A 22094-nucleotide genomic window follows, 5' to 3' on the forward strand; every position below is an offset into this window, starting at 1 on the left:
ACGCCGGCGCGATCATCTCCGGCGGCAAGGGCGGAGCCGAGGACAAGATCGCCGCCATGGAAGAGGCCGGCATCCGCGTCTCCCCGTCCCCCGCAAGACTGGGCAAAACCCTCGTCGATATGCTGAGGGGCGTCGACGAGCGTCCGGCCCGCGTCGCCGGCGCCGCGCTCTGACGTCTCGCAGCCGAATGTTAACCGGACGCGACGCCCGGTTAACCCTGAAATGAACCGCGAGTTCACCCCGGACGGACGCGATGCGCCCGTCCGGGGGCGGTTGCGGGTTGCGACCTATCGAAGCGCCGACGGGCGCCAGACGGCGGAAATCGCTGGAACAACGGCGCCGCGCGTTGGCGCCTTATCCGAAAGGCGTGGTACGTCAGAGTTGAAGCGTCTGATAACCGGCGCAATCGCCTCGGATCAGGAGATTCTGCGCTCGTGAAAGTCCCGTTGCGCTGGCCTGCCGCTGAAGAGCCGGCGTCCGAACTGGTGCTGGAGCGCTTCGCGCCCGAGCAGACCTTCAAGACCAAGGTCTACGCCGCGCTGAAGCAGGCGATCCTCAACATGGACATCTACTCCACGCCGGAACCGACGTGGATCGACGAGCGCCAGCTCTCCGAGCGGCTCGGCGTCAGCCGCACGCCCGTGCGCGAAGCGGTGGCGATGCTGGAGCAGGAGGGCTTCGTCAAGTCGATGCCCCGCCGCGGCATCATGGTGCTCAAGAAGACCAAGCGCGAGGTCGTGGAGATGATCCAGGCCTGGGCCGCGCTCGAAAGCATGGCCGCGCGCCTCGTCGTGGAGCAGGCGAGCGACGCCGACATCCGGAAGCTGCGCGTGCTGTTCGAGAAGTTCGACGAGGGCCACAAGCCGTCGGACTTCGTCGGCGAATACTCCGCCGCCAACATCCAGTTCCACCAGACCCTGATCCGGCTGAGCGGTTCGCAGACCCTCGCCGAGATGACCGCGAACCTCCTGGTGCACGTGCGCGGCCTGCGCCAGATCACCATCGGCCGCGACGACCGCGCCAGCCGGTCGATCGTCGAGCATCTCGCGATCATCGAGGCGCTGGAGACGCGCGACGGCGACCTCGCCGAGCGCCATTCCCGCGATCACACGCTCGGCCTCGCCACCTATGTCGAGGAGCACGGCGACATCTTCGACTGAGGCTCAGCTCCTCAGCGCCTCGAGGCCGGCGTAGAGCTCGAGCGCCTCGGGGTTCGCCAGCGCCTCCTTGTTCTTCACCGGCCGTCCGTGCACCACCTCGCGCACCGCGAGCTCGACGATCTTGCCGGACTTGGTGCGCGGGATGTCGGCGACGGCCACCACCTTGGCCGGCACGTGCCGCGGCGACGCGCCCTCGCGGATGCGCGCCTTGACCCGCTTCGTCAGGTCCTCGTCGAGCTCCACGCCGTCCGCCAGACGCACGAACAGCACCACGCGCACGTCGTCGTCGTAATCCTGGCCGATGCACAGCGCTTCCGTGATCTCCGGCATCTTCTCGACCTGCGCGTAGATCTCCGCGGTGCCGATGCGCACGCCGCCGGGATTGAGCGTCGCGTCCGAGCGGCCGTGGATGATTAGCCCGCCGTGTTCGGTCCACTCCGCGAAGTCGCCGTGCACCCAGACGTTGTCGAAGCGCTCGAAATAGGCCGCGCGGTACTTGGCGCCGTCGGGGTCGTTCCAGAAGCCGATCGGCATCGCGGGGAAGGCCTTCACGCAGGACAGCTCGCCCTTGCCGGACGTCATCGGCCGGCCGTCGTCGTCGAGCACCGCGATCGCGAGGCCGAGGCCCGGTCCCTGGATCTCGCCGCGCCAGACCGGATCGAGCGGGTTGCCGAGCACGAAGCAGGAAACGATGTCGGTGCCGCCCGAGATCGAGGCGAGCTGCACGTCGCTCTTCACCGCCTCGTAGACCCAGTCGAAGCTCGAATCGGCGAGCGGAGAGCCGGTCGAGGCGATGGCGCGGACGGTCGAGAGATCATGGGTGTCGCGGGGGCGAAGGCCCTGCTTCTTCACCCCGTCGATCCATTTCGCCGAGGTCCCGAGGAACGTCATGCCCTCGGCGTCCGCGAAGTCGAACAGCACGGCGGGCGTCGGGTGGAACGGCGAGCCGTCGTAGAGCAGCAGCGTGGCCTCCGCCGCCAGCGCCGACACCAGCCAGTTCCACATCATCCAGCCGCAGGTGGTGAAGTAGAACACGCGGTCGCCGGGCCGGATGTCCGAGTGCAGCACATGCTCCTTCAGGTGCTGCAGCAGCACGCCGCCGGCGGAATGCACGATGCACTTCGGCACGCCCGTGGTCCCGGATGAGAACAGCACGTAGAGCGGATGGGCGAAGGGAAGGCGTTTGAAGGCCAGCGGCTTCGGCTCGAAACCTTCGAGGAAGCCGTCAAGCGCGACCGCGTCGCGCAAGGCCGCCGCCACCTCGCTCGCGACGCCGAGATAGGGCACGACCACGGTGCGCCGGGCGGTCGGCAGACCGTCGACGATCGGCTTCAGCTTCGGCGCGATCTCGATGCGCTTGCCGGCGTACCAGTAGCCGTCGACGGTGACGAAGACCTTGGGCTCGATCTGGCCGAACCGGTCAAGCACGCCGCGCTCGCCGAAATCGGGCGAACAGGACGACCAGATCGCGCCGATCGAGGCCGTCGCCAGCATGAAGGCGACGGTTTCCGGGCGGTTCGGCATCATCGCCGCCACCCGGTCGCCCTCGCCGACGCCGGCGGCGACGAGCGCCTGCTGGATGCGCGAGACCAGCGCGCGCAGCGCGTCGAACGAAAGCCGAGCCTCGGCCTTGTCCTCGCCGCGAAACACGATGGCGTCGCCGTCGCCGGAGCCTCGCAGCAGGTTCTCCGCGAAATTCAGCCGCGCGTCGGGAAAGAACCGCGCGCCCGGCATGGCGTCGCCGTTCTCGAGCGCGCATTCGCCCTTGTCGCCGACGACGCGGCAGAAGTCCCAGACGAGGTCCCAGAAGCCCGGGCGGTCTTCGATGGACCAGGCGTGCAGGGTGCGGAACCCGTCGAGCGGCCGGCCGGCGCGCCTTTCCGCCTGCGCGGAGAAGCGTGCGATCGCGCTGCTCCCGATGCGCTCGGGCGAGGGCGACCAGAGCGGCTCGGCGGCGGTCGTCATGCAGGGTGCTCCGGCTGGCGGCGTGGAGAGGGTCGGCGTCGGTAAACTTATAAGGGCGGCGTGAGGCGGCCGGAAGCGCCGGTCTTGGCGCTTCGCGGGCGGGGGCGCTATAAGCCTGTACGCTTCGCGCGCGGGCACCCGTTCCGCAAGAGAGATCCGATCGAATGCGCCGCATCGTTCTCGGCCTCGTCGCCGCGGCGCTTGCGCTTGGCGTCGCTTTCGCGGCGCTTCTAGCGCGCGCCTCCGAAAGCGGGTTCGAACGCGCCGTCCTCGAGCGGCTTCACGCCGGAACCGGCCTTCGGCTGGACGCGAGTGGAGCGGCGGTCAGACTGCTGCCCGCGCCGCGTCTGCGTCTCGCGGACGTGACGGTTAGGTCCCCGGACGGCGCCGAGATCGCCCGTGCGCGATCGCTGACGGCGACCCCGCGCCTCGGCCCATTGCTGTTCGGGCGTGTGGAGCTGGAGGCGGTCGCGCTGGACGGTCTGGTGGCGACCGTCACGGACGCCGATCTCGACGCTTTCGCGGAAGCCTTTCGGGGGCGGATTCTCGCGGGCGTGCGGCCTCCGGCGCTGCGGGTGACGGACGGCGAACTGATCTGGGGCCGAGAGCGCATCCGCGGGATAGATCTGGGGCTCGCCTGGCCCCACGGCGGCGCGCTCGGGCTGACGGCCGCCGGCCGGTTCCGCGGCCGCACGGTTGAGGCGACGGCGACCCTCGACGACCCGGCCGCGGTCGCTCTCGGGCGGAGCGGCGCGGTGCGCGCTCGGTTCGAAGGCGGCGGCTTGCGCCTCGCTTATGACGGTCGCACGGCGACGGACGGCGCATCCGCCCGGATCGACGGCCGCATCGCCGCACGGGCGGAGTCGATCCGCGATGTCGCGAGCTGGTTCGGCGCTCCGCTTCCGGCCGTCGGCCCCGCGCTGAGCGGCGCGACGCTCTCCGGCGCCGCCGCCGTGTCGCGCGCCGGCCTCGCCGTCGACCAGGCGGAGATCGCGGTCGACGGCGCGAACTACGTGGGCGCGGCGCGCTTCGCCCTGTCGGACGCAGGCCGGCCGGAGATCGAGGCCACGCTCGACGCCAGGACGCTGGACGTCACGCCCTATCTCGAAGGTTTTGCGCCGGCGTTTGGCGCGGATGGAGCATGGAGCGGCCTCCGGTTCGACGTTCAGCCGTTTCGGGCGGTCGACCTCGACCTGCGGCTGTCCGCGCGCTCGGTCCGGGCCGGCGGACTGCGTCTTGGTCCGACCGCCGCCACCATCACGGTCGCGGATGGCGCGCTCGACGTCGGCGTCGGCGAGGCGCAGGTCTATGGCGGCGTGGTCGCAGGGCGGGCGCGCATCCGCCCGGACGGCCGCTCCAACCATGTGCGGCTCGACCTGCAGGCCAGAGGCGTCGATCTCGAGGACTTGCTGACCGCGGCGCGTGGCGAAGCGGCTTTGTCCGGCGCGCTCTCGGTCGAGGCCTCCCTCGCCGGATCGGGCGGATCGATGGAGGAGATCGTGTCGAGCCTGTCCGGCGAAGGCGCGGCGCGGCTGCAGGACGGGGTGATGGGCGGTTTCCGCGCCAAGGCGCTCGTTCTGCTCGGCCTTGGCGGGCGGCTCGAGATCAGGTCGATCGACGGCGCCATGACCATGGCGGGCGGCGTGGCGAGGCTCCGGGAGCTCGCGCTCGTCGGGCCGGTAGCGCGCGTCGACGTCTCGGGGGAGGCGGACCTCCGCACGCGCCGCTTCGACCTCGGGGGCAGGCTTGCGGCCGGGAACGGCGCTTCGGCTCCGGTGCGGATCGACGGCCCGTTCGACAGCCCGCGCCTGAGGCTCGACAGGCGGTCGTTGTTTGGCCGCGGCGGGGACGCCGGGGCGACCGAGGCCGCCGTCGCGCCCTGACGCCGGCTCAACGGCCCGCGGCTGCGGCGCGTTCGGCTTTCAGCCGCTCGTTCTCGGCGCGCTTGGTCGCGATCGAGGCGATGATCACGCCGGTCGTGACGATCGCGATCAAGATCGAGCACACCGCGTTGATCTCGGGCTTCACGCCAAGGCGCACCGACGAGTAGATCCGCATCGGCAGGGTCGTCGCGCCCGGTCCGGTCGTGAACTGCGAGATCACCAGATCGTCGATCGAGAGCGTGAAGGCGAGCATCCAGCCGGAGACCACGGCCGGCAGGATGATCGGCAGCGTGATGACGAAGAAGGTCTTGAACGGTGGACAGCCGAGGTCGAGGGCGGCCTCCTCGAGGCTCCTGTCGAACGTGACGAGCCGGGACTGCACCACCACGGCGACGAAGCACATCGCGAAGGTGACATGCGCGATCGTGAGCGTGAGGAAGCCGCGCTCGAGATTGATCGCCACGAACAGCAGCAGCATGGACAGGCCGGTGATGACCTCGGGCATGACGAGCGGCGCGTAGATCATCCCGGAGAACAGCGTGCGGCCCCGGAACCGGCCGAGACGGGTCAGCGTCACCGCGGCGAGCGTGCCGAGCACGGTCGCGAGCGTCGCCGAGACCAGGCCCAGGCGGATCGTCACCCAGGCGGCTTCGAGCAGCTGTTCGTTGTGCAGCAGGGAGACGTACCAGCGCGTCGAGAAGCCGCCCCAGACGGTGACGAGCTGGCTGTCGTTGAAGGAGTATAGCACCAGGATCAGGATCGGCAGGTACAGGAACGAGAAGCCGAGCACGAGCGCGGTGACGTTGACGGCGGAGAGGCCTTTGGTCACGCCTTGCCCTCCAGTTGTCGGGCCTGGACGTTCTGGTAGACCGCAATCGGCACCACCAGCACCAGCAGGAGCAGCACCGCGATCGCGGACGAGACCGGCCAGTCGCGGTTGAGGAAGAACTCGTTGTAGAGCGTCTTGCCGATCATCAGCGTCTCGGAGCCGCCGAGCAGGTCGGGGATGACGAACTCGCCGACCGCCGGAATGAACACCAGGAAGCAGCCGGCGATCACGCCCGGGATCGAGAGCGGCACGGTGATCTGCCAGAACGCCTTCCAGGGCGGCGATCCGAGGTCGGCCGCGGCTTCGAGCAGCGACTCGTCGAGCTTCTCGAGGCTGGCGTAGAGCGGCAGCACCATGAACGGCAGGTAGGAGTAGACGATGCCGATGAGCACGGCCGTCTCGGTATTCATGATGTAGAGCGGCTCCGAGATGATCCCGGTCCAGAGCAGGAAGGCGTTCAGCAGGCCCTCGGGGCTCAGGATGCCGATCCAGGCGTAGACGCGGATCAGCAGCGAGGTCCAGAACGGCAGGATCACCGCCATGACGAGCGCGGGCCGTATCGACTTCGGCGCGCGCGCCATGGCGTAGGCCATAGGATAGCCGATCAGCAGCATCAGCAGCGTCGAGATGACCGCGATGCGCAGGCTCGACAGATACGAGACCCAATAGAGCTCGTCTTCCGTCAGCAGCGTGTAATTCTCGAAGTCGAGGCCGTTCCACCACTCGACCACGCCCTGCCAGCCGGCCGAAAGGTCGAGAAGCGGCGTATAGGGCGGCTGCGCGATCGTCGCGTCGGAAAGCGAAATTTTCAGCACGATCACGAACGGCGCGAGAAAGAAGATCAGCAGCCAGACATAGGGAATCGCGATCAGGATGCGGCGGCCGAGGCCGCTCGATCCCGCGCGCTTGGTCGAGACGGCGTCCGTCATGGCCGGGCCCTCACGACGTCAGCAGCACGCCGGCGTCCGGTGCGAACCAGACATGGACCTTGTCGTCCCAGGCGATCGGCGCGAATTCGGTGCGGGTGGCGTTGGCGCGGCTGACGCGCATGATCTTCTCGGAGCCGTCGAGCTTGACCAGGAACTTGGTCCAGTCGCCGAAATAGGCGATGTCCCAGACCTCGCCTCTCAGCACGTTGGTCGCGTCGGGCGGAGGCGGGTCGATCGAGATGCGCACCTTCTCCGGGCGCAGGGCGAAGGCGACGTCGGCCCCCTGCGCCGGCGAGGGATCGGGCGCGGCCGCCGCGATCTCGACCGCGGGCTCCGCCACGGCGAGCCGCGCCATGCCTCCGGCGGCGCTCGCCACCTTGGCATCCAGGATGTTGATGTCGCCGATGAAGTCCGCCACGTAGCGGCAGTTCGGCTGCTCGTAGATGTCGCCGGGGGTCGCCACCTGGACGAGCTTGCCGTGGTTCATGACCGCGATGCGGTCGGCGACGGTCATCGCCTCCTCCTGGTCGTGAGTGACGATCAGGAAGGTCAGCCCGAGCTCCATCTGGAGGTCCATCAGCTCGAACTGGGTCTCCTCGCGCAGCTTCTTGTCGAGCGCGCCGAGAGGTTCGTCGAGCAGCAGCACCTTGGGCCGCTTCGCGAGCGAACGCGCCAGCGCGACGCGCTGGCGCTGGCCGCCGGAGAGCTGGTGCGGCTTCCGGCTCGCGAATGGCTCCAGCTTCACGAGCTTGAGCATCTCCTTCACCCGCGCCTCGATCTCGGTCCTCGGCAGCCTGTCCTGCTTCAGGCCGAAGCCGATGTTCTGCTCCACGCTCATGTGCGGGAACAGGGCGTAGGACTGGAACATCATGTTCACGGGCCGCCGGTAGGGCGGCACCCCGGACAGGTCCTGGCCGGCGAGCGTAATGCGGCCCGACGTCGGCTCCTCGAAGCCGGCGAGCATGCGCATCAGCGTCGTCTTGCCGCAGCCGGAAGGGCCAAGCAGGGCGAAGAACTCGCGCTGGTGGATGTCGATCGAGACGTCGTCGACGGCGGTGAAGTCGCCGAAGCGCTTCACGACGTTTTCGAAGCGGATCAGCGGGACCGCGGAGGGATCGAGCCAAGGCGCGAACGAGCGCCGGATCGGGCCGAGGGCTTTCTGTGCCGGCTTGAGCGCCATGTGCGGGTCCTGCAGGGTGGGCTTCGTCATCCCGGCCGCCGCCGGGCTGAGAGCCGTCGCCGCTCTCGAAGACAGCTCCCTCGCCGTCATGGTCCGGCTTGACCGGACCATCCATCCCGGACGTGAAGCTCGACGCCCGGGATGGATCCCCCGGTCAAGCCGGAGGATGACGCGTTCGCGCCGAAGCCGGCGGGCTCAGCGCCCGCTCTTGGCCTTCGTCCATGCGCGGGTGAGCGCGCGCTGGACCTTCGAGTCCTCGACCGTCGGGACGGTGTAGAGGCGCTGGAACACCTCCGGCGTCGGGTAGATCGCCGGGTTGCTCTTCACCGCTTCGTCGAGCAGGTCCTGGGACTTCAGGTTGCCGTTGGCGTAGGAGACGTAGTTCGACGCCTTGGCGGCGACCTCCGGCTTCAGGATGTAGTTCAGAAAGATGTGCGCGTTCTCGACGTTCGGCGCGTCGGCCGGGATCGCCATCTGGTCGAACCAGAGCTGCGCGCCCTCCTTCGGGATCACATATTCGACGTTCACGCCCTTGTCGGCTTCCTCGGCGCGGGTCTTGGCCTGGAAGACGTCGCCGGAATAGCCGACCGTGACGCAGATGTTCCCGTTCGCCAGCGCGTTGATGTACTCGGACGAATGGAACTTGGTGATGAAGGGCTTGAGCTTGCCGAGGTGCTCGGCCGCCTTCTCCACGTCCTTGACGTTGGTCAGGTCGGGCGCGAGCCCGAGATAGGTCATGACCGACGGCAGCAGGTCCTCGGGGCTGTCGAGCAGCATCACGCCGCAGCTCTTCAGCTTCTTGAGGTTCGCGGGGTCGTAGACCAGCGCCCAGCTGTCGAGCGGCGCGTCGGGGAACGCCTTCTTGACCTTGTCGACATTGTAGCCGATCCCGGTCGTGCCCCACATATAGTTGATGGAATAAGCGTTTTCGGGATCGTACTTGGCGATCCTCTGGTAGATCTCCGGCCAGGCGTTGGCGAGGTTCGGCAGCTTCGACTTGTCGAGCTTCTGGAACACGCCCGCCTTGATCTGGCGCGACAGGAACGTCGCGCTCGGAACCACCACGTCGTAGCCGGTCTTGCCGGTCAGAAGCTTGGTTTCGAGGATCTCGTTGGAGTCGAAGACGTCGTAGACGACCTTGATGCCGGTTTCGGCCTCGAAGTCCTTGAGCACCTGCTCGTCAATGTAGTCGGACCAGTTGTAGACCCGGACCTCTTTGCTTTGGGCGAAGGCCTGTCCCGCGAGGCCCACAGCCAGACCGCACGCCGCCGCCAGCGTGCGCAGCAATCGTTTCGACGTCATGCGCCGTCTCTCCTGTCGCGATCGCCCGCCGAGGAGGGCGCGGGCGCAAGGCTAGCCTCGCCGGATAACGCGCACAACACATTCCCTGCCTGATAGAGCGCCATGCCTTCAAATCATGCTGCGGCGCGGCGGATTGATTTGGTTCACGGGCTCGGGCACGCTGGAGCGACGCCGCCAGCCGGCGTCCGGACGGCTCTCCGTCTGGCGCGACCGTTTCGAGATTCCCTCCCCAGACCCGATCCGGGAGCGGGCCGCGCGACGCGACGGGCGGGACGCCCGCCGCAGGTTCGATGATACGGCTCGGGTCGAGCCGCCGCATCCGCGGGCCCGTCCGGGCTGCGGCGGCCTCCGCGCGCAAGGTGCATGATGAGCAAGAAGAAGCGCAGCAGTCTCAAGGAGGCGATCGCCGACCGGCGCGGCGCGGCCTCTCTGGACGAGGCGCGCGCCTGGGTTCTCGAACGGGGCGTCGAGGAGCTCGAATGCGTCGTGGCCGACCAGGCCGGCGTGGCGCGCGGCAAGATCATGCCGGCCGCCAAGTTCTTCGCCTCTCCGACGATGAACATGCCGTCCTCGATCTTCCACCAGACCATCGCGGGCGGCTACGCGGACGACGACGTGGTGGGCGGCGGCGATCCAGCCGACAGCGACGTGGTGCTGGAGCCCGACTTCTCCACCCTCGCCGTCGTGCCCTGGGCGTCCGACCCGACCGCGCAGATCATCCACGACGCGTTTCACCGCGACGGGCGGCCGGTCGAGGTCTCGCCGCGCCAGCTTCTGAAGCGGGTGGTCGATCTCTACGACAAGAAGGGCTGGACGCCGGTGATCGCGCCGGAGATCGAGTTCTACCTCGTCAAGCCCAACACCGATCCCGACTATCCGCTGGAGCCGCCGATCGGCCGTTCCGGACGGCCGGAGACGGGGCGGCAGTCCTACTCCATCTCCGCGGTGAACGAGTTCGACGAGCTGTTCGAGGACATCTACGACCTCTCGGAAGCGCAGGGGCTCGAGATCGACACCCTGATCCACGAGGAGGGCGCCGCGCAGATGGAGATCAATCTGCGGCACGGGCACCCGCTCGCGCTGGCCGATCAGGTCTTCATGTTCAAGCGCACGATCCGCGAGGCGGCGCTCAAGCACAACATCTACGCCACCTTCATGGCGAAGCCGATCGCGAACGAGCCCGGCTCCGCCATGCACATCCACCAGTCCGTGCTGAACGCCGACGGCAGCAACCTGTTCTCGGACCCGCAGGGCAAGCCGTCTTCCGAGTTCTTCGCCTTCCTCGCCGGCACGCAGAAGTATCTGCCGTCGGTGATGTGCGTGCTGGCGCCCTACGTGAACTCCTACCGCCGGCTCACGCGCCAGTCCTCCGCGCCCATCAACGTGCAATGGGGCTACGACAACCGCACCACCGGCATCCGCGTGCCGCCGTCGGGGCCATCCGCCCGCCGGGTCGAGAACCGGGTGCCGTCGTCCGACGCCAACCCCTATCTCGCCATCGCCGCCTCGCTCGCCTGCGGCTATCTCGGCATGATCGAGGGGCTGCAGCCGACGGAGCCGATCGAGGGGTCCGCCCACGGCCTCGACTACGCGCTGCCGCGCGGCCTGCTCGAAGCGGTCGCCGCCTTCGAGGACTGCACGCCGCTTCAGGACGTGTTCGGCCGCTCCTTCATCGACACCTACGGCGCGATCAAGCGCGCGGAGTTCGAGACCTTCATGCGCGTGATCAGCCCGTGGGAGCGCGAGTACCTGCTGCTGAACGTGTGAGCCAAAGCGTCATCCCGGCCGCAGCGGCGAAGCCGCGGAGAGCCGGGACCGTCATACGACGTGGATTCGGGCCGGACGGCGATGGGGAAGCAGGTCTTCGTCTACATCATGGCGACCCGGAAGGCCGGGCCGATCTACGTTGGGGTCACGAGCGACCTGCCGAAACGCGCGGGCGAACATCGGACGCACAGCGTCAAGGGCTTCACCGACCGCTACAATATCGAGCGGCTGGTGTGGTTTGAGCCGCATGACAACGCGGAGACCGCCATCGTTCGGGAGAAGCGCATCAAACGATGGCTAAGGTCTTGGAAGGTCGACCTGATCGAGAAGGACAATCCCGAATGGCGCGACCTTTATCCCGATATAGCTTCATCCTGAACGCGATCCCGGCTCTCCGCTGCGCTACGGCCGGGATGACGGGGAATTGACAGCCGCTTTCGCGCCGGCGCGCTCCTACTACGAAGCCGTGAACCCGGCGCCGGCCCCGCGTCCCCGGCTCGTCGGCGAACGGCGCTTCGACGTCGCGATCATCGGCGCCGGCTACACCGGGCTGTCCGCCGCGCTGCATCTCGCCGAGCGCGGCGTCTCGGTCGCCGTGCTGGAGCAGGCGCGCGTCGGCTGGGGCGCGTCGGGCCGCAACGGCGGGCAGGTCCACACCGGCCAGCGGCTCGGACAGGACGAGCTCGAGCGGCTGATGGGCCCGGCCGACGCCCGCAAGCTCTGGGACATGGCGGAGGAGGCGAAGGCGCTGCAGCGCGATCTCGTCGCGCGCCACGGCGTCGACTGCGCCTATGAACCCGGCCTGATCCACGCGGACCACAAGCCGCATTTCGTCGAGGAGAGCCGCGCCTACGCCGAGAAGCTCGCCCGCGACTACGACTACCCCCATGTGGAGCCGCTGGACCGCGAGCGGCTTCGCGCGCTGGTGAAGACCGACGCCTATTACGGCGGCTCGATCGATCATGGCGGCGGCCATCTCGATCCGTTGGCGCTGGCCTATGGCCTCGCCCGCGCGGCCGAATCGGCGGGGGCGATGATCTTCGAGGGTTTTCGGGCCCGGCGCCTCGTCCGGGGCAGGCCGCACCGGCTGGAGGACGGCGAAGGCGCCGCCGCGCTCGCGGACACCGTCCTCGTCTGCACCGACGGCCTGCTGGAGGGGGTGGAGCCTGCGGTCGAATCCCGCGTCATGCCGATCGCGAACCACATCGCCGTCACCGCGCCGCTCGGCGAGCGGCTGAAGGACGTGCTCACGACGCGCGCGGCCGTCTCCGACAGCCGTTTCGTGGTCTACTACTACCGCCCGACGCCTGACGGGCGGCTGCTGTTCGGCGGCGGCGAGACCTACTCCACCACGCTGCCGAAGGACGTCGCGCCGATCGTGCGGAGGCATCTGACGAAGGTGTTCCCGCAGCTTCGCGACGTCGCGCTGGAGCACGCCTGGGGCGGCGTCCTCGGCGTCACGCCGACGCGTCTGCCCTTCGTGCGCGAGATCGCGCCCGGCGTCCTGACCGCGGCGGGCTATTCGGGCCAAGGCGTGCTGCTCGGGCCGATGTTCGGAAAAATCCTCGGCGACGCGGTCGCCGGACGGCTCGAGGGCTTCGACCTGCTGGCGCGGCTGCCCGTGCCCGCCTTCCCCGGCGGAACCTGGCTGCGCAAGCCGATCCTCGTCGCCGCCATGAGCTACTTCGCGCTGCGGGACCGGCTGTAGCTCAGTGCGCCGGCGTGGCTCCGGCGCCCGCGTCCGGACGCTTCACGAGCGGGACCAGCACGACCAGGGCGAGGAACAGGATCCCGAGCACGAGGAAGACGTCGGCGAACGCCAGCACCAGCCCCTGCTGGCGGACGCTAAGGCTGAGCTGCTTGATCGCGGCGAGGTCCGCGTCCGATCCGAGCGTCGCCGAGAGGCTCTGCGCGAGTCCCGCCACGCGTTCCTCCGCCACCTGCCGGCCCCATGTCACGCTCTCGCGCAGGCGCAGCATGTGCAGGTCCTGCCGCTCGTTCAGGAACGTGTTGATGAACGCGAGACCGAAGGCGCCGCCGAGATTGCGCTTCAGGTTGAACAGGGCGCTTGCGTTCTTCAGCTTGTCGGGCGGCAGCGTCGCGAGCGAGACCACGTTGATCGGCACCATGGCGAGCATCAGCGACACCCCGCGCAGGGCCTGCGGCAGGAACAGCTCGCCGAAGGCCCAGTCGCCGGTCAGCGCCGTCACGTCGAGGCACGAGAGCCCGAGGCCGACGAAGCCGGTCCCGATCAGCCAGCGCGGATCGACCCTGCGCGACAGCACGCCCACGACCGGCGCGGTCATGAACATGAACATGCCCGTGACGAACACCGTCTCGCCGATCTGCAGGCTGTCGTAGCCGCGCACCCGGCCGAGGAACACGGGATAAAGATAGGTGAGGCCGTAGAGCCCGACGCCAAGCATGAAGGTCAGGGCCGAGCCGAAGGCGAAGTTGCGGTCGCGATAGGCCTTGAGGTCCACCAGCGGCTCTTCCGCCGCAAAGCAGCGCCAGAAGAAGGCGATCCCGCCCACGACGGTCGCGACCGACAGGACGCGGATGGTCTCGTCCTGGAACCAGTCGTCCTTCGCGCCTTCCTCCAGCACGTATTCGAGGCTGCCGAGGAACACGGCGAGCGCGATCAGCGCGAGATAGTCGAGCTTGCCCAGCAGGCTGAGGTCGGGCTCGTCGAAATCGACGAGGGTCCAGGCGAGCAGGGTCGCGACCGCGCCCGGCACGACGTTCACCAGGAACAGCCAGTGCCAGGAGAACAGCTGCGTGAGATAGCCGCCGACGGTGGGCCCGACGGTCGGCGCCAGCGTCACGGTCAGGCCGACCAGCGCCATGATCGCCGGCTGGTGCCGCTTCGGGAAGATCGTGTAGGCGGCGGCGAAGGCGGTCGGGATCATGCCGCCGCCGATGAAGCCCTGCAGCGCGCGGTAGACGATCATCTCCGGCAGCGTGGTCGCCGTGGCGCAGAGCGCGCTCGCCAGGGTGAAGCCGGCGGCCGAGATCGTGAACAGCACCCGCGTCGACAGCGCCCGGCCGAGATAGCCGGACAGCGGGATCATGATGACTTCGGCGATCAGGTAGCTGGTCTGGACCCAGGAGATCTCGTCGGGGCTGGCGGCGAGGCCCGCCTGAATCTCCGACAGCGACGACGAGACGATCTGGATGTCCAGAATCGCCATGAACATGCCGAAGACGAGGGCGAGGAAGCCGATCAGCCGGCGCGGCGTCACGACCGGCTCGGAGGGTCCCGCGCCCGGGGCTCGAGGAGCGGAGGCCGCCGACGCGCGGGGGACGCGGATCGGATCGGCGGGCCGGCCGTCGCCTGGGGGGAAGGCGTCGTCGCTCATGGCTCAAGCCCCGGACACGGGGTCTCGGTTCAGCGCTCCCTGGAAGGAGCGCCGGAATCCTTAGGCGTGGTGCGGATGTCGACCGAGGCGATGACGGACAGGCCGGGCCGGAGCCGCCCCTTCGCCACGTCCTCGGGCGCGACGCGCACCCGCACCGGCACGCGCTGCACGATCTTGGTGAAGTTGCCGGTGGCGTTCTCCGGCGGCAGCAGGCTGAACACCGCGCCCGAGGCCGGGGCGAGGCTGTCCACCACGCCGGTCACGTCGTGCTCGGGATAGGCGTCGACCGCGAGCCGCGCCGTCTGGCCGGGAACGATGTCGCCGAGCTGCGTCTCCTTGAAGTTCGCGTCCACGTAGACCTTGTCGAGCGGCACGACCGCGAGCAGCCGCTTGCCGGGCGTGACGTAGTCGCCGGCCTGCACGCTCTTGTTGCCGACCACGCCGTCGAACGGCGCCCGGATCACGGCGGCGTCGAGGTCGCGCTGGCGCTGGGCCCGCGCCGTCACGAGCTCCGCCAGCGTGCGCTCCGCCTCGCCCTTCTGGGCGACGAGCACGTCGCGGTTCGCCTCCGCGGCGACGACGCCGGCGCGGGCGGCCTCGAACGCCGCGACCGTCCGGTCGCGGTCGGCGCGCGCCTGGTCGAGGTTCTGCCGGCTGCCATAGGTGGAGTTGGCGAGCTGCTGGGCGCGGCCGTAGTCGGCGGCGGCGCGGTCGCGGTCGGCGGCCGCCGAATCGACCTGGGCCTTCGCCTGCAGGGTCTGGGCGTCGGCGGCGGCGATCTGGCGGTCGAAACGGGCGACCCCGGCCTGCTGGGTCGCGATCTTGGCGTCGGCGGCCTCGACCGCGAGCCGGGCGTCGCCGTCGTCGAGCAGCACGAGCGGTTCGCCGGCCTTCACGAGCGCGTTCTGCTCGGCCGGCACGGACGCGACATAGCCAGAGATCTTGGGAGCCATCACCGCCATGTCGGCGCCGACATAGGCGTCGTCGGTCTCGACCATGAACCGGCCGACCGTCCACCAGGAATGGCCGTAGTAGAGGCCGGCGGCGAGCGCCGCTACGGCGACCGCTCCGAGAATGAGGCGCTTCGGCGAGCGCCGGGCGGGCGCCTGCGCGCCTGTTCCGGCCGCGCCCGTCACGTCGGCGGCGGGCTCCTCCTCGCCGCCGCGCCGCGCGGTCGGTCCGCGCCCGGCGACCTCGCGCGGAAAGGCGGCCGGCTGCGTCTCCGCAACGTCTCGGTCGGAGGTAGGTTCACGTCGCATCGTCGAGCCCGAAGCCATTGCGGACGTCCTGAAAGCGCCATCTATCCGCCTAGGCCGCGCTGCGGCCGGGCGGAGTGACTGAACCGTTCGGTCAATTACTAGCGCCGCGACCGGCGTTCGACAAGAATGACCGAACCGTTCGGTCATTGCGCCCACGCATGGCTTGCATGCACAGATCGCAGGCGACCGCGTCGCTGCACCCGACAAGCGCGTCGACGCGCGGAGTCGCGTACCCGCGAGGCGTTACGACCTCCTGTCGTCTATCGCTGACAAATTGCGTTTCGGCGTCATTGCAGAAGTCTTCACACCGCGTTCCGAGCCGGGGTCGGGGCCAACGTCGTGCGGCGCGATGCCTTGGCTGCTACGGGTGCATGGACGGGCGTCGGGGCTGAAACGACCCTGTTTGTCGCCTTCGGCCGGCGGATGAGCGTCAAGGCCGACTTCGTTGGCTCGACGCCCCCTTAAGGCCGCGCCGAGTTCCGGCGAGGCGTCGCCTCGAACGCATTCCCCGGAGCGAGGCGTCCCGAGCGACATACCGCGTCGCAGGCTGGCGACGGCGCCCGTCCCGCCGCGCGCATGGCTGACCGAACGGTTCGGTCACTGGACGCTCCGAAGGGGCGCTGCTATCTCACGATCGATGTTTCAGGGGCGCCGCGATGGGCCGCGCTCGGCCGGCGTTCGCGCGCCGCGGCCTGCGGACCGCCAGGCGCGGCGGCTCCGGACAAGGCGACAAGAGGACCGGACGACACGTGGAGCAGGACATTCTCGCCCAGCCGATGGCGGACGACGAACTCGACAGCGCCAAGCGCCGCCAGATCCTCGACGGCGCGCGGCTGGTGTTCCTGGCGCACGGGTTCGACGCGGCCTCCATGGGCGAGATCGCCCGGGCGGCCGGCGTGTCGAAGGGCACGCTCTACGTCTACTTCGCCAGCAAGCACGACCTGTTCGAGAGCCTCGTCCGCAACCAGTGCCGGCTGACCGCGGAGCGGCTGTTCACGCTCGACGCCGACAACCATGACGTCGCCGACGCGCTCCGCCGGCTCGGCCTCAGCTTTCTCGAGGCGATGCTGGAGCCGTCCCATGTCTCGACGGTCCGCATGGTCATTGGCGCGGCCGACCGGCAACCCGAAATCGGGCGGCTGTTTCTGGCGTCCGGTCCGCGCGCGGGTTGGTCGCGGCTCGCCGCGTGGCTGCGGGTGAAGGTCGAGCATGGCGAACTCGCCATCGAGGACGTGGACATCGCCGCCCAACAGTTCCTGACGATGCTCAACGGCTCGGTCATGCTGCCGGTGCTGCTCGGCGGCGAGGCGCCGCCGCCGCGGGAGCGCCTCGTCTATGTGATCGACCGGGCGGTCGCCATGTTTCTCGCCGCCTATGGCGTGAAGCCCTGAGCGCGCCCCGGCCGGAGCCGCGGCGGACCTCCACGGCGTTCTGGCGCGCCGTCGTCGACCTTGCGCTGACCAGCGCCGTGGCGACCGCAGGCGCGCTCGCCTTCTTCGCCGCCGGCCTGCCGGCGCCCTGGCTCGTGGGCTCGGTGGTGCTGACCGGCGCGGCCTCGCTCGCGGGCTGGATACGCCCCTTGCCGCCGCGCGTCCGGGATGCGGTGCTGATCCTCCTCGGCGTGTCCCTCGGTTCGGCTGTCACTCCTGCGACGGTGGCGGGCGTCCTGATGTGGCCCGGAAGCATGGCGGCGCTCGGCGTGGCGGTCGCGGCCATGGTGGCCGCCTCCTATTGGGTCCTGCGGCGCGGCTTCGGCTGGGACCGGCCGAGCGCCTTCTATGCCTCGCCGCCCGGCGCGCTCACCGCCACGCTCGCGATCGCGAGCGACAGCTCGGCCGACATGAGCAAGGTCGCGGTGGTGCAGGTGTTCCGCGTGTTCGTGCTGGTCGCCGTGGTCCCGGTGCTCGCGGCGCTCGGCGGCGGGCCGCTGGCGGCCACGCCCGCGACGCCCACAGGCTCGCCGGGAACGCTTCTGGCGCTGATCGCCGCCGGCGCGGCGGGTGGGGTCGCCGCGCATCTCTTCCGGCTGCCGGGCGGCCTGATGATCGGCGCCTTCGCCGTCAGCGCCGCGCTGCACGCGACGGGCGTCACGGCGGCGGCGCTTCCGCAGGCGGTCGCCCTGCCGTGCTTCGTCGCTCTCGGCGCGATCGTGGGCACGCGCTTCGCCGGCCTGACGCCCCGCACCGTGCTCGGCCTGCTGAAGCCCTCGGCCGCCTCGTTCCTGGTCGCGTCCGCGCTCGCGCTCGGGTTCTCGCTCGGCGTCGGCTGGTGGCTCGACCTGCCGATCGCGCAGGTCTTCGTCGCCTTCGCGCCGGGCGGGCTCGAGGCGATGATGCTGATGGCTTATCTGCTAGGCCTCGATCCCGCTTACGTGGGCGCTCATCACGTCGCCCGCTTCGTCGCGATCAGCTTCGCGGTTCCGCTGTTCGCGCGGCTGACGGCGCCGGAGGCCGACCGGCCGGACGGTTCGCAATGACCTTCGTTTCGTGCTAAGGGCTTGCGCGTCCCCATGCTCCCGACCCCGCTTGTCCATCGATGACCACGCTCGACCTCACCCGACGCAACCCCGACGCCGCGCCGACCGCGGCTGAGGCCGCGCAGGCGGCTGCGCCCGCGGCGCCGTCGCTGGTCGGCCTGACGCGCGCCGGGCTGTCGGCCGCGCTCGCCTCGGTCGGGGTTCCGGAGCGCCAGCTAAAGATGCGCGCGGCGCAGCTCAATCACTGGCTGCACAATCGCGGCGCCTCCGACTTCGGCGCGATGACGAACGTGTCGAAGGATCTTCGCGGCGCGCTGGCGCAGGCCTTCACGCTGGCGCGGCCCGAGATCGTGTCGGAGCAGATCTCGGTCGACGGCACCCGCAAGTGGCTGCTGCGCATGCCCTCGACCGGGCGCCACGACCGCGGGGCCGAGATCGAGACGGTTTACATTCCTGAAGAGGGCCGCGGCACGCTGTGCGTCTCGAGCCAGGTCGGCTGCACGCTCACCTGCTCGTTCTGCCACACCGGGACCCAGCGCATGGTCCGCAACCTGACCGCGGCCGAGATCGTGGCCCAGGTCGTGGTTGCGCGGGACCGGCTGGGCGACTGGAGCGGCGGCGCGGCGCCCGAGGGCGCCTCCGTGCCCACCGACGGCGGCCGCTTCGTCACCAACATCGTGTTCATGGGCATGGGCGAGCCGCTCTACGCCCTCGACGAGGTGCGCGACGCGATCGAGGTCATCGCCGACGGCGAGGGTCTCGGCATCGGCCGCCGCAGGATCACGGTCTCGACGTCCGGCGTGGTGCCCCAGATGCGCCGCCTCGGCGAGGAGACCGGCGCCCAGCTCGCGATCTCGCTCCACGCGGTGCGCGACGACCTGCGCGACGTGCTGGTGCCGATCAACAAGAAGCACCCGATCGCCGAGCTGATGGAGGCGTGCCGGACCTATCCGGGCGCGTCCAACGCCCGGCGGATCACCTTCGAGTACGTGATGCTGAAGGGGATCAACGACAGCCCCGCCGAAGCGCGCGAGCTCGTGCGGCTGCTGGCGGGCCTGCCGGCCAAGATCAACCTGATCCCGTTCAACCCCTGGCCGGGCAGCCCGTACGAATGCTCCGACTGGGACACGATCGAGCGGTTCTCCGAGATCGTGTTCCGCGCCGGCTACGCCAGCCCCGTGCGCACGCCCCGCGGCCGCGACATATACGCGGCCTGCGGCCAGCTCAAATCCGAGACCAAGCGGATGCGCGCCAAGGAGCGCATGGCGCTCGAGGCGGCGGAGTGAGCCGCGCGGCGGGCGGACGACCAAGCGCAGGGCGCTGACGCCCGATGCTCGCACGGATCGCCGCCCGGCTGATCGTCGCCCCGCTCGGCTTCACGCTCGGGCTGCTGGCGGGCATGCTGGCGCTGGCGATCATCTCGGCCAACCACTTCGGCGACGTCGCGCTGTTTCCCGATGAAATCGTGCTGCTGGGCGTCGACATGACGATCGGGGCCTGGACCGTGATCCTCGTGCTCGGTCCGCTGGTCGGCGCGCCGGCCATCGTCGCCGTCCTGATCGGCGAAATGTTCGCGATCCGAAGCTGGGCCTATTACGCCATCGCCGGCGCGGTGACCGCCTTCGCGCCGTGGGCGTTGCTGCCGTCCGGCGTCGACGGGCCGCTGTTCACCGCGGCCGACATCCTCGCCTGCGGCTTCGTCGGAGGCCTGGTTCATTGGCTGGTGGCCGGCCGCGGGGCGGGTCTCGACGCCGCCGCCGGCGCGCCTGCGGACCGTCCGCCATCGGCGTGACACGGAATTCGGCTCGACAGCCGTTTTGGACCGTGCCAAAATAATAAGATCGTTTTCCTAAATTCAGGCTGCGCCCGGGCGGGCGCTTGGTCGCGGCCGTGTGTTCGAAAAACCGGAGGGCCAAGACCGCTGCGCGCGCGGGCGGCGGTCGCGTCGGCGGCCGGGCGTTGGCTCGGCCCGTCGGCGCGCCCCCGGGGACGCGCTGGGGAGGGGACGCCATGGCCACCACGGCCGAACTGCGCCGCCTGTGGGCGGACTACGAATGCAAGCCCGAAAAGATGGTCGTTGTCCGGTTCGGGCCGGACAGCATCCGCGTGGCGCCGCCGACGGGAGAGGCGTGGCAGGCGCTCGCCGCCGTGCTCAAGCGGTACGGCTACCTGATCCGCGAGGACGACACCGACAGCTACAACTGCCGCGCCATCAAGGACGGATCGGGCCGCAGCCTGCACGCCTTCGGCATCGCGCTCGACGTGAACTGGCGGACCAATCCCTACCGGGACCACGCCGGCAAGCGGGCGGCGCGCTACTCGAGCAAGGCCACGCAGTCCGAGCGCGCCGAGGACGTGCGGCTCGGGTCGGCCGACACCGACATGACGGCGGCGATGATCGACGACGTCAACGCCATCACGACCACGGCGGGCAAGCGTGTGTTCGAATGGGGCGGGTCTTGGAACTCGCTGAAGGACGCGATGCATTTCCAGATCGCGCTGTCGCCCGACGACCTCGCGGCCGGAATCGATCCGGCGTCGGTCGCCGGCGGCGCCGAGCCAGACGACGATGGGGTCGACGATCTCACGGGGCTGGTCGAGGCGGAGCCCGAAACGCCAGGCGTCGGCGTCGCGCCGCGCGGCGACCTTTTCCGCGTGATCGCGCGCAGCGGCCTCAACCTGCGCGGCGGCCCCGCCACCACCTTCGAGATCCTCAAGAACCTGCCGCTCGGCACGGAGGTGTTCGTCGCCGGCCGGCAGGGCGACTGGGCGAAGATCGACCTGCAGGGCGACGGGCTCGTGGACGGCTTCGCGGCCTCGGGTTTCCTGACGCCGGCGGCCTCCGCGCCGCCTGCGCCGCAGCCGCTGCTCGCAACGCCGATGGTCCCTTCAGGCGCCGGTGACATCACCGGTCGGGTCACGCCCGACCATGTCCGAAAGATGTTTCCGCCGAGCGTCGCCGGGGCCATCGCGGCCAATCTCGGCTTCGTGCTGTCCGGCCTGCGCGCGCGGGGCGTGGCCGATCGCCCGATGGTCATGATGGCGCTGGCGACGATCCGGGCGGAGACCGAGGGCTTCGTGCCGATCCCCGAGGGGCGGAGCCGCTTCAACACGGCGTCGGTCCCGTTCGACAAGTACGAGCCTGGGACCGGGCCCGGCCGGCGGCTCGGAAACACGCGCGCCGGCGACGGCGCCCGCTTCAAGGGGCGCGGCTATGTGCAGCTCACGGGACGGGACAATTACGGGCGGATCGGCGAGCAGCTCGGCGTTCCGCTGCTGACGGACCCCGACCGGGCCTGCGAGCCCGAACTCGCCGGCCTGATCCTGGCGCAGTTCCTGCGCAACGAGCAGCAGGCGATCCGCACGGCGCTGGCGCGGAACGACCTGAAGCTCGCCCGCAAGCTCGTCAACGGCGGTTCGCACGGCTTCGAGCGCTTCAAGGACGCCTATGTGAAGGGGCTCGCGGCTCTGCCCGCCTGAACGACGAACGGCGCGACCGTGGATGGTCGCGCCGTTGCTCTGCTTCCAGCTTCGACCGGAGGCCGAAGGATCACTCGGCGGCGGCGACCGCCGGCTTGCCCTTGGGGGCGGCCTTCTGGCTGCGGTCCTGCTTCTCGGCGATGCGGGCCGACTTGCCGCGGCGATCGCGCAGGTAATACAGCTTCGCGCGGCGCACCTTGCCGCGGCGGACCACCTTCACGCTGTCGATCAGCGGCGAGAACAGCGGGAACACGCGCTCCACGCCCTCGCCGTAGGAAATCTTGCGGACGGTGAAGTTCTGGTTCAGACCGCCGCCGGCGCGAGCGATGACCACGCCCTCATAGGCCTGAACGCGGACGCGCTCGCCTTCCTTGACTTTCACGTTGACCGTGACGGTGTCGCCGGGAGCGAAGTCCGGAATCTCGCGCACGGCGGTCACCGCGGCCATCTGCTCTTTGTCGAGCTGTTCGATGATGTTCATAGCGTCGTCTCCGCGTCTCTCGCT

18 protein-coding genes and 1 pseudogene are annotated in these 22094 nt (G+C 69.7%); 11 read left to right on the top strand and 8 right to left on the bottom strand.

Annotated features, from left to right (window positions below):
* Both PKE78_RS16970 and PKE78_RS16975 read left to right on the top strand, forming a co-directional pair.
* A pseudogene (locus PKE78_RS16970) lies at nt 1-173 on the top strand (succinate--CoA ligase subunit alpha); the annotation flags it as partial.
* Between the two features lie 261 nt (nt 174-434).
* On the top strand, nt 435-1160 hold the full coding sequence (locus PKE78_RS16975) for a GntR family transcriptional regulator (protein ID WP_271202122.1): 726 nt from the start codon (nt 435-437) through the stop codon (nt 1158-1160).
* 3 nt (nt 1161-1163) lie between these two features.
* On the opposite strand, the gene PKE78_RS16980 is transcribed toward PKE78_RS16975, so the two are convergent.
* Nucleotides 1164-3125 carry an acetoacetate--CoA ligase gene (locus PKE78_RS16980; RefSeq protein ID WP_271202123.1) on the bottom strand — a complete coding sequence of 654 codons (1962 nt, stop codon included), beginning with the start codon at nt 3123-3125 and terminating at the stop codon, nt 1164-1166.
* A 164-nt stretch (nt 3126-3289) separates the two neighbouring features.
* Between PKE78_RS16980 and PKE78_RS16985 the strand changes: the two genes are divergently transcribed.
* A complete protein-coding gene (locus tag PKE78_RS16985) occupies nt 3290-5008 on the top strand; it encodes an AsmA family protein (RefSeq protein WP_271202124.1) in 1719 nt (572 codons plus the stop codon).
* Between the two features lie 7 nt (nt 5009-5015).
* Here the strand turns inward: PKE78_RS16985 and PKE78_RS16990 are convergent, their stop codons facing one another.
* The 4 genes from PKE78_RS16990 to PKE78_RS17005 all read right to left on the bottom strand — a co-directional run bounded on the left by PKE78_RS16990 (nt 5016) and on the right by PKE78_RS17005 (nt 9248).
* Nucleotides 5016-5837 (bottom strand): ABC transporter permease subunit, encoded by an 822-nt coding sequence (locus PKE78_RS16990; RefSeq protein ID WP_271202125.1) that lies wholly within the window; start codon nt 5835-5837, stop codon nt 5016-5018.
* Nucleotides 5834-6766, bottom strand: a complete 933-nt coding sequence (locus tag PKE78_RS16995) for an ABC transporter permease subunit (protein WP_271202126.1) — start codon at nt 6764-6766, stop codon at nt 5834-5836. The genes PKE78_RS16990 and PKE78_RS16995 overlap by 4 nt, the downstream gene beginning before the upstream one ends.
* 10 nt (nt 6767-6776) lie before the next feature.
* Nucleotides 6777-7946: an ABC transporter ATP-binding protein gene (locus PKE78_RS17000; RefSeq protein WP_271202379.1), complete on the bottom strand. Its 1170-nt coding sequence runs from the start codon at nt 7944-7946 to the stop codon at nt 6777-6779.
* Nucleotides 7947-8141: 195 nt separating this feature from the next.
* On the bottom strand, nt 8142-9248 hold the full coding sequence (locus PKE78_RS17005) for a polyamine ABC transporter substrate-binding protein (protein WP_271202127.1): 1107 nt from the start codon (nt 9246-9248) through the stop codon (nt 8142-8144).
* 366 nt (nt 9249-9614) lie between these two features.
* Between PKE78_RS17005 and PKE78_RS17010 the strand changes: the two genes are divergently transcribed.
* The 3 genes from PKE78_RS17010 to PKE78_RS17020 all read left to right on the top strand — a co-directional run bounded on the left by PKE78_RS17010 (nt 9615) and on the right by PKE78_RS17020 (nt 12723).
* On the top strand, nt 9615-11015 hold the full coding sequence (locus PKE78_RS17010; protein ID WP_271202128.1) for a glutamine synthetase family protein: 1401 nt from the start codon (nt 9615-9617) through the stop codon (nt 11013-11015).
* A gap of 81 nt (nt 11016-11096) precedes the next feature.
* Entirely contained in the window at nt 11097-11393 is a 297-nt protein-coding gene (locus tag PKE78_RS17015) for a GIY-YIG nuclease family protein (RefSeq protein WP_271202129.1), read from the top strand.
* A gap of 46 nt (nt 11394-11439) precedes the next feature.
* Nucleotides 11440-12723, top strand: a complete 1284-nt coding sequence (locus PKE78_RS17020) for an NAD(P)/FAD-dependent oxidoreductase (RefSeq protein ID WP_271202130.1) — start codon at nt 11440-11442, stop codon at nt 12721-12723.
* 1 nt (nt 12724) lies between these two features.
* On the opposite strand, the gene PKE78_RS17025 is transcribed toward PKE78_RS17020, so the two are convergent.
* Complete coding sequence (locus PKE78_RS17025; RefSeq protein ID WP_271202131.1) at nt 12725-14374, bottom strand: DHA2 family efflux MFS transporter permease subunit; 1650 nt, start codon at nt 14372-14374, stop codon at nt 12725-12727.
* A gap of 29 nt (nt 14375-14403) precedes the next feature.
* Nucleotides 14404-15633, bottom strand: coding sequence for an HlyD family secretion protein (locus PKE78_RS17030; protein WP_271202132.1), 1230 nt, complete (start codon nt 15631-15633; stop codon nt 14404-14406).
* Between the two features lie 749 nt (nt 15634-16382).
* On the opposite strand from PKE78_RS17030, the gene PKE78_RS17035 reads away from it, so the two are divergent.
* The 5 genes from PKE78_RS17035 (at nt 16383) to PKE78_RS17055 (ending at nt 21589) form a co-directional block, all read left to right on the top strand.
* Nucleotides 16383-17024 carry a TetR/AcrR family transcriptional regulator gene (locus tag PKE78_RS17035; RefSeq protein ID WP_271202133.1) on the top strand — a complete coding sequence of 214 codons (642 nt, stop codon included), beginning with the start codon at nt 16383-16385 and terminating at the stop codon, nt 17022-17024.
* A 77-nt stretch (nt 17025-17101) separates the two neighbouring features.
* Nucleotides 17102-18109 (top strand): AbrB family transcriptional regulator, encoded by a 1008-nt coding sequence (locus PKE78_RS17040; protein ID WP_271202134.1) that lies wholly within the window; start codon nt 17102-17104, stop codon nt 18107-18109.
* A 59-nt stretch (nt 18110-18168) separates the two neighbouring features.
* Nucleotides 18169-19395, top strand: a complete 1227-nt coding sequence (gene rlmN, locus PKE78_RS17045) for a dual-specificity RNA methyltransferase RlmN (RefSeq protein ID WP_271202135.1) — start codon at nt 18169-18171, stop codon at nt 19393-19395.
* A 44-nt stretch (nt 19396-19439) separates the two neighbouring features.
* Complete coding sequence (locus PKE78_RS17050; protein WP_271202136.1) at nt 19440-19901, top strand: hypothetical protein; 462 nt, start codon at nt 19440-19442, stop codon at nt 19899-19901.
* A gap of 218 nt (nt 19902-20119) precedes the next feature.
* Complete coding sequence (locus tag PKE78_RS17055) at nt 20120-21589, top strand: M15 family metallopeptidase (RefSeq protein WP_271202137.1); 1470 nt, start codon at nt 20120-20122, stop codon at nt 21587-21589.
* 70 nt (nt 21590-21659) lie between these two features.
* On the opposite strand, the gene rplS is transcribed toward PKE78_RS17055, so the two are convergent.
* Nucleotides 21660-22070, bottom strand: coding sequence for a 50S ribosomal protein L19 (gene rplS, locus PKE78_RS17060; RefSeq protein ID WP_271202138.1), 411 nt, complete (start codon nt 22068-22070; stop codon nt 21660-21662).
* Nucleotides 22071-22094: the final 24 nt, after the last annotated feature.

Origin of the sequence: Methylopila turkensis, from assembly GCF_027922325.1 — a bacterium.
GTDB lineage: Bacteria > Pseudomonadota > Alphaproteobacteria > Rhizobiales > Methylopilaceae > Methylopila > Methylopila turkensis.

Bases quoted from the DNA above. Each gene is read 5' to 3' on its own strand.
- PKE78_RS16980 (WP_271202123.1), bottom strand. From the start codon at position 3,125: ATGACGACCGCCGCCGAGCCGCTCTGGTCGCCCTCGCCCGAGCGCATC.
- PKE78_RS16985 (WP_271202124.1), top strand. From the start codon at position 3,290: ATGCGCCGCATCGTTCTCGGCCTCGTCGCCGCGGCGCTTGCGCTTGGC.
- PKE78_RS16995 (WP_271202126.1), bottom strand. From the start codon at position 6,766: ATGACGGACGCCGTCTCGACCAAGCGCGCGGGATCGAGCGGCCTCGGC.
- PKE78_RS17000 (WP_271202379.1), bottom strand. From the start codon at position 7,946: ATGGCGCTCAAGCCGGCACAGAAAGCCCTCGGCCCGATCCGGCGCTCG.
- PKE78_RS17005 (WP_271202127.1), bottom strand. From the start codon at position 9,248: ATGACGTCGAAACGATTGCTGCGCACGCTGGCGGCGGCGTGCGGTCTG.
- PKE78_RS17010 (WP_271202128.1), top strand. From the start codon at position 9,615: ATGAGCAAGAAGAAGCGCAGCAGTCTCAAGGAGGCGATCGCCGACCGG.
- PKE78_RS17015 (WP_271202129.1), top strand. From the start codon at position 11,097: ATGGGGAAGCAGGTCTTCGTCTACATCATGGCGACCCGGAAGGCCGGG.
- PKE78_RS17025 (WP_271202131.1), bottom strand. From the start codon at position 14,374: ATGAGCGACGACGCCTTCCCCCCAGGCGACGGCCGGCCCGCCGATCCG.
- PKE78_RS17030 (WP_271202132.1), bottom strand. From the start codon at position 15,633: ATGCGACGTGAACCTACCTCCGACCGAGACGTTGCGGAGACGCAGCCG.
- rlmN (WP_271202135.1), top strand. From the start codon at position 18,169: ATGACCACGCTCGACCTCACCCGACGCAACCCCGACGCCGCGCCGACC.
- PKE78_RS17050 (WP_271202136.1), top strand. From the start codon at position 19,440: ATGCTCGCACGGATCGCCGCCCGGCTGATCGTCGCCCCGCTCGGCTTC.
- PKE78_RS17055 (WP_271202137.1), top strand. From the start codon at position 20,120: ATGGCCACCACGGCCGAACTGCGCCGCCTGTGGGCGGACTACGAATGC.
- rplS (WP_271202138.1), bottom strand. From the start codon at position 22,070: ATGAACATCATCGAACAGCTCGACAAAGAGCAGATGGCCGCGGTGACC.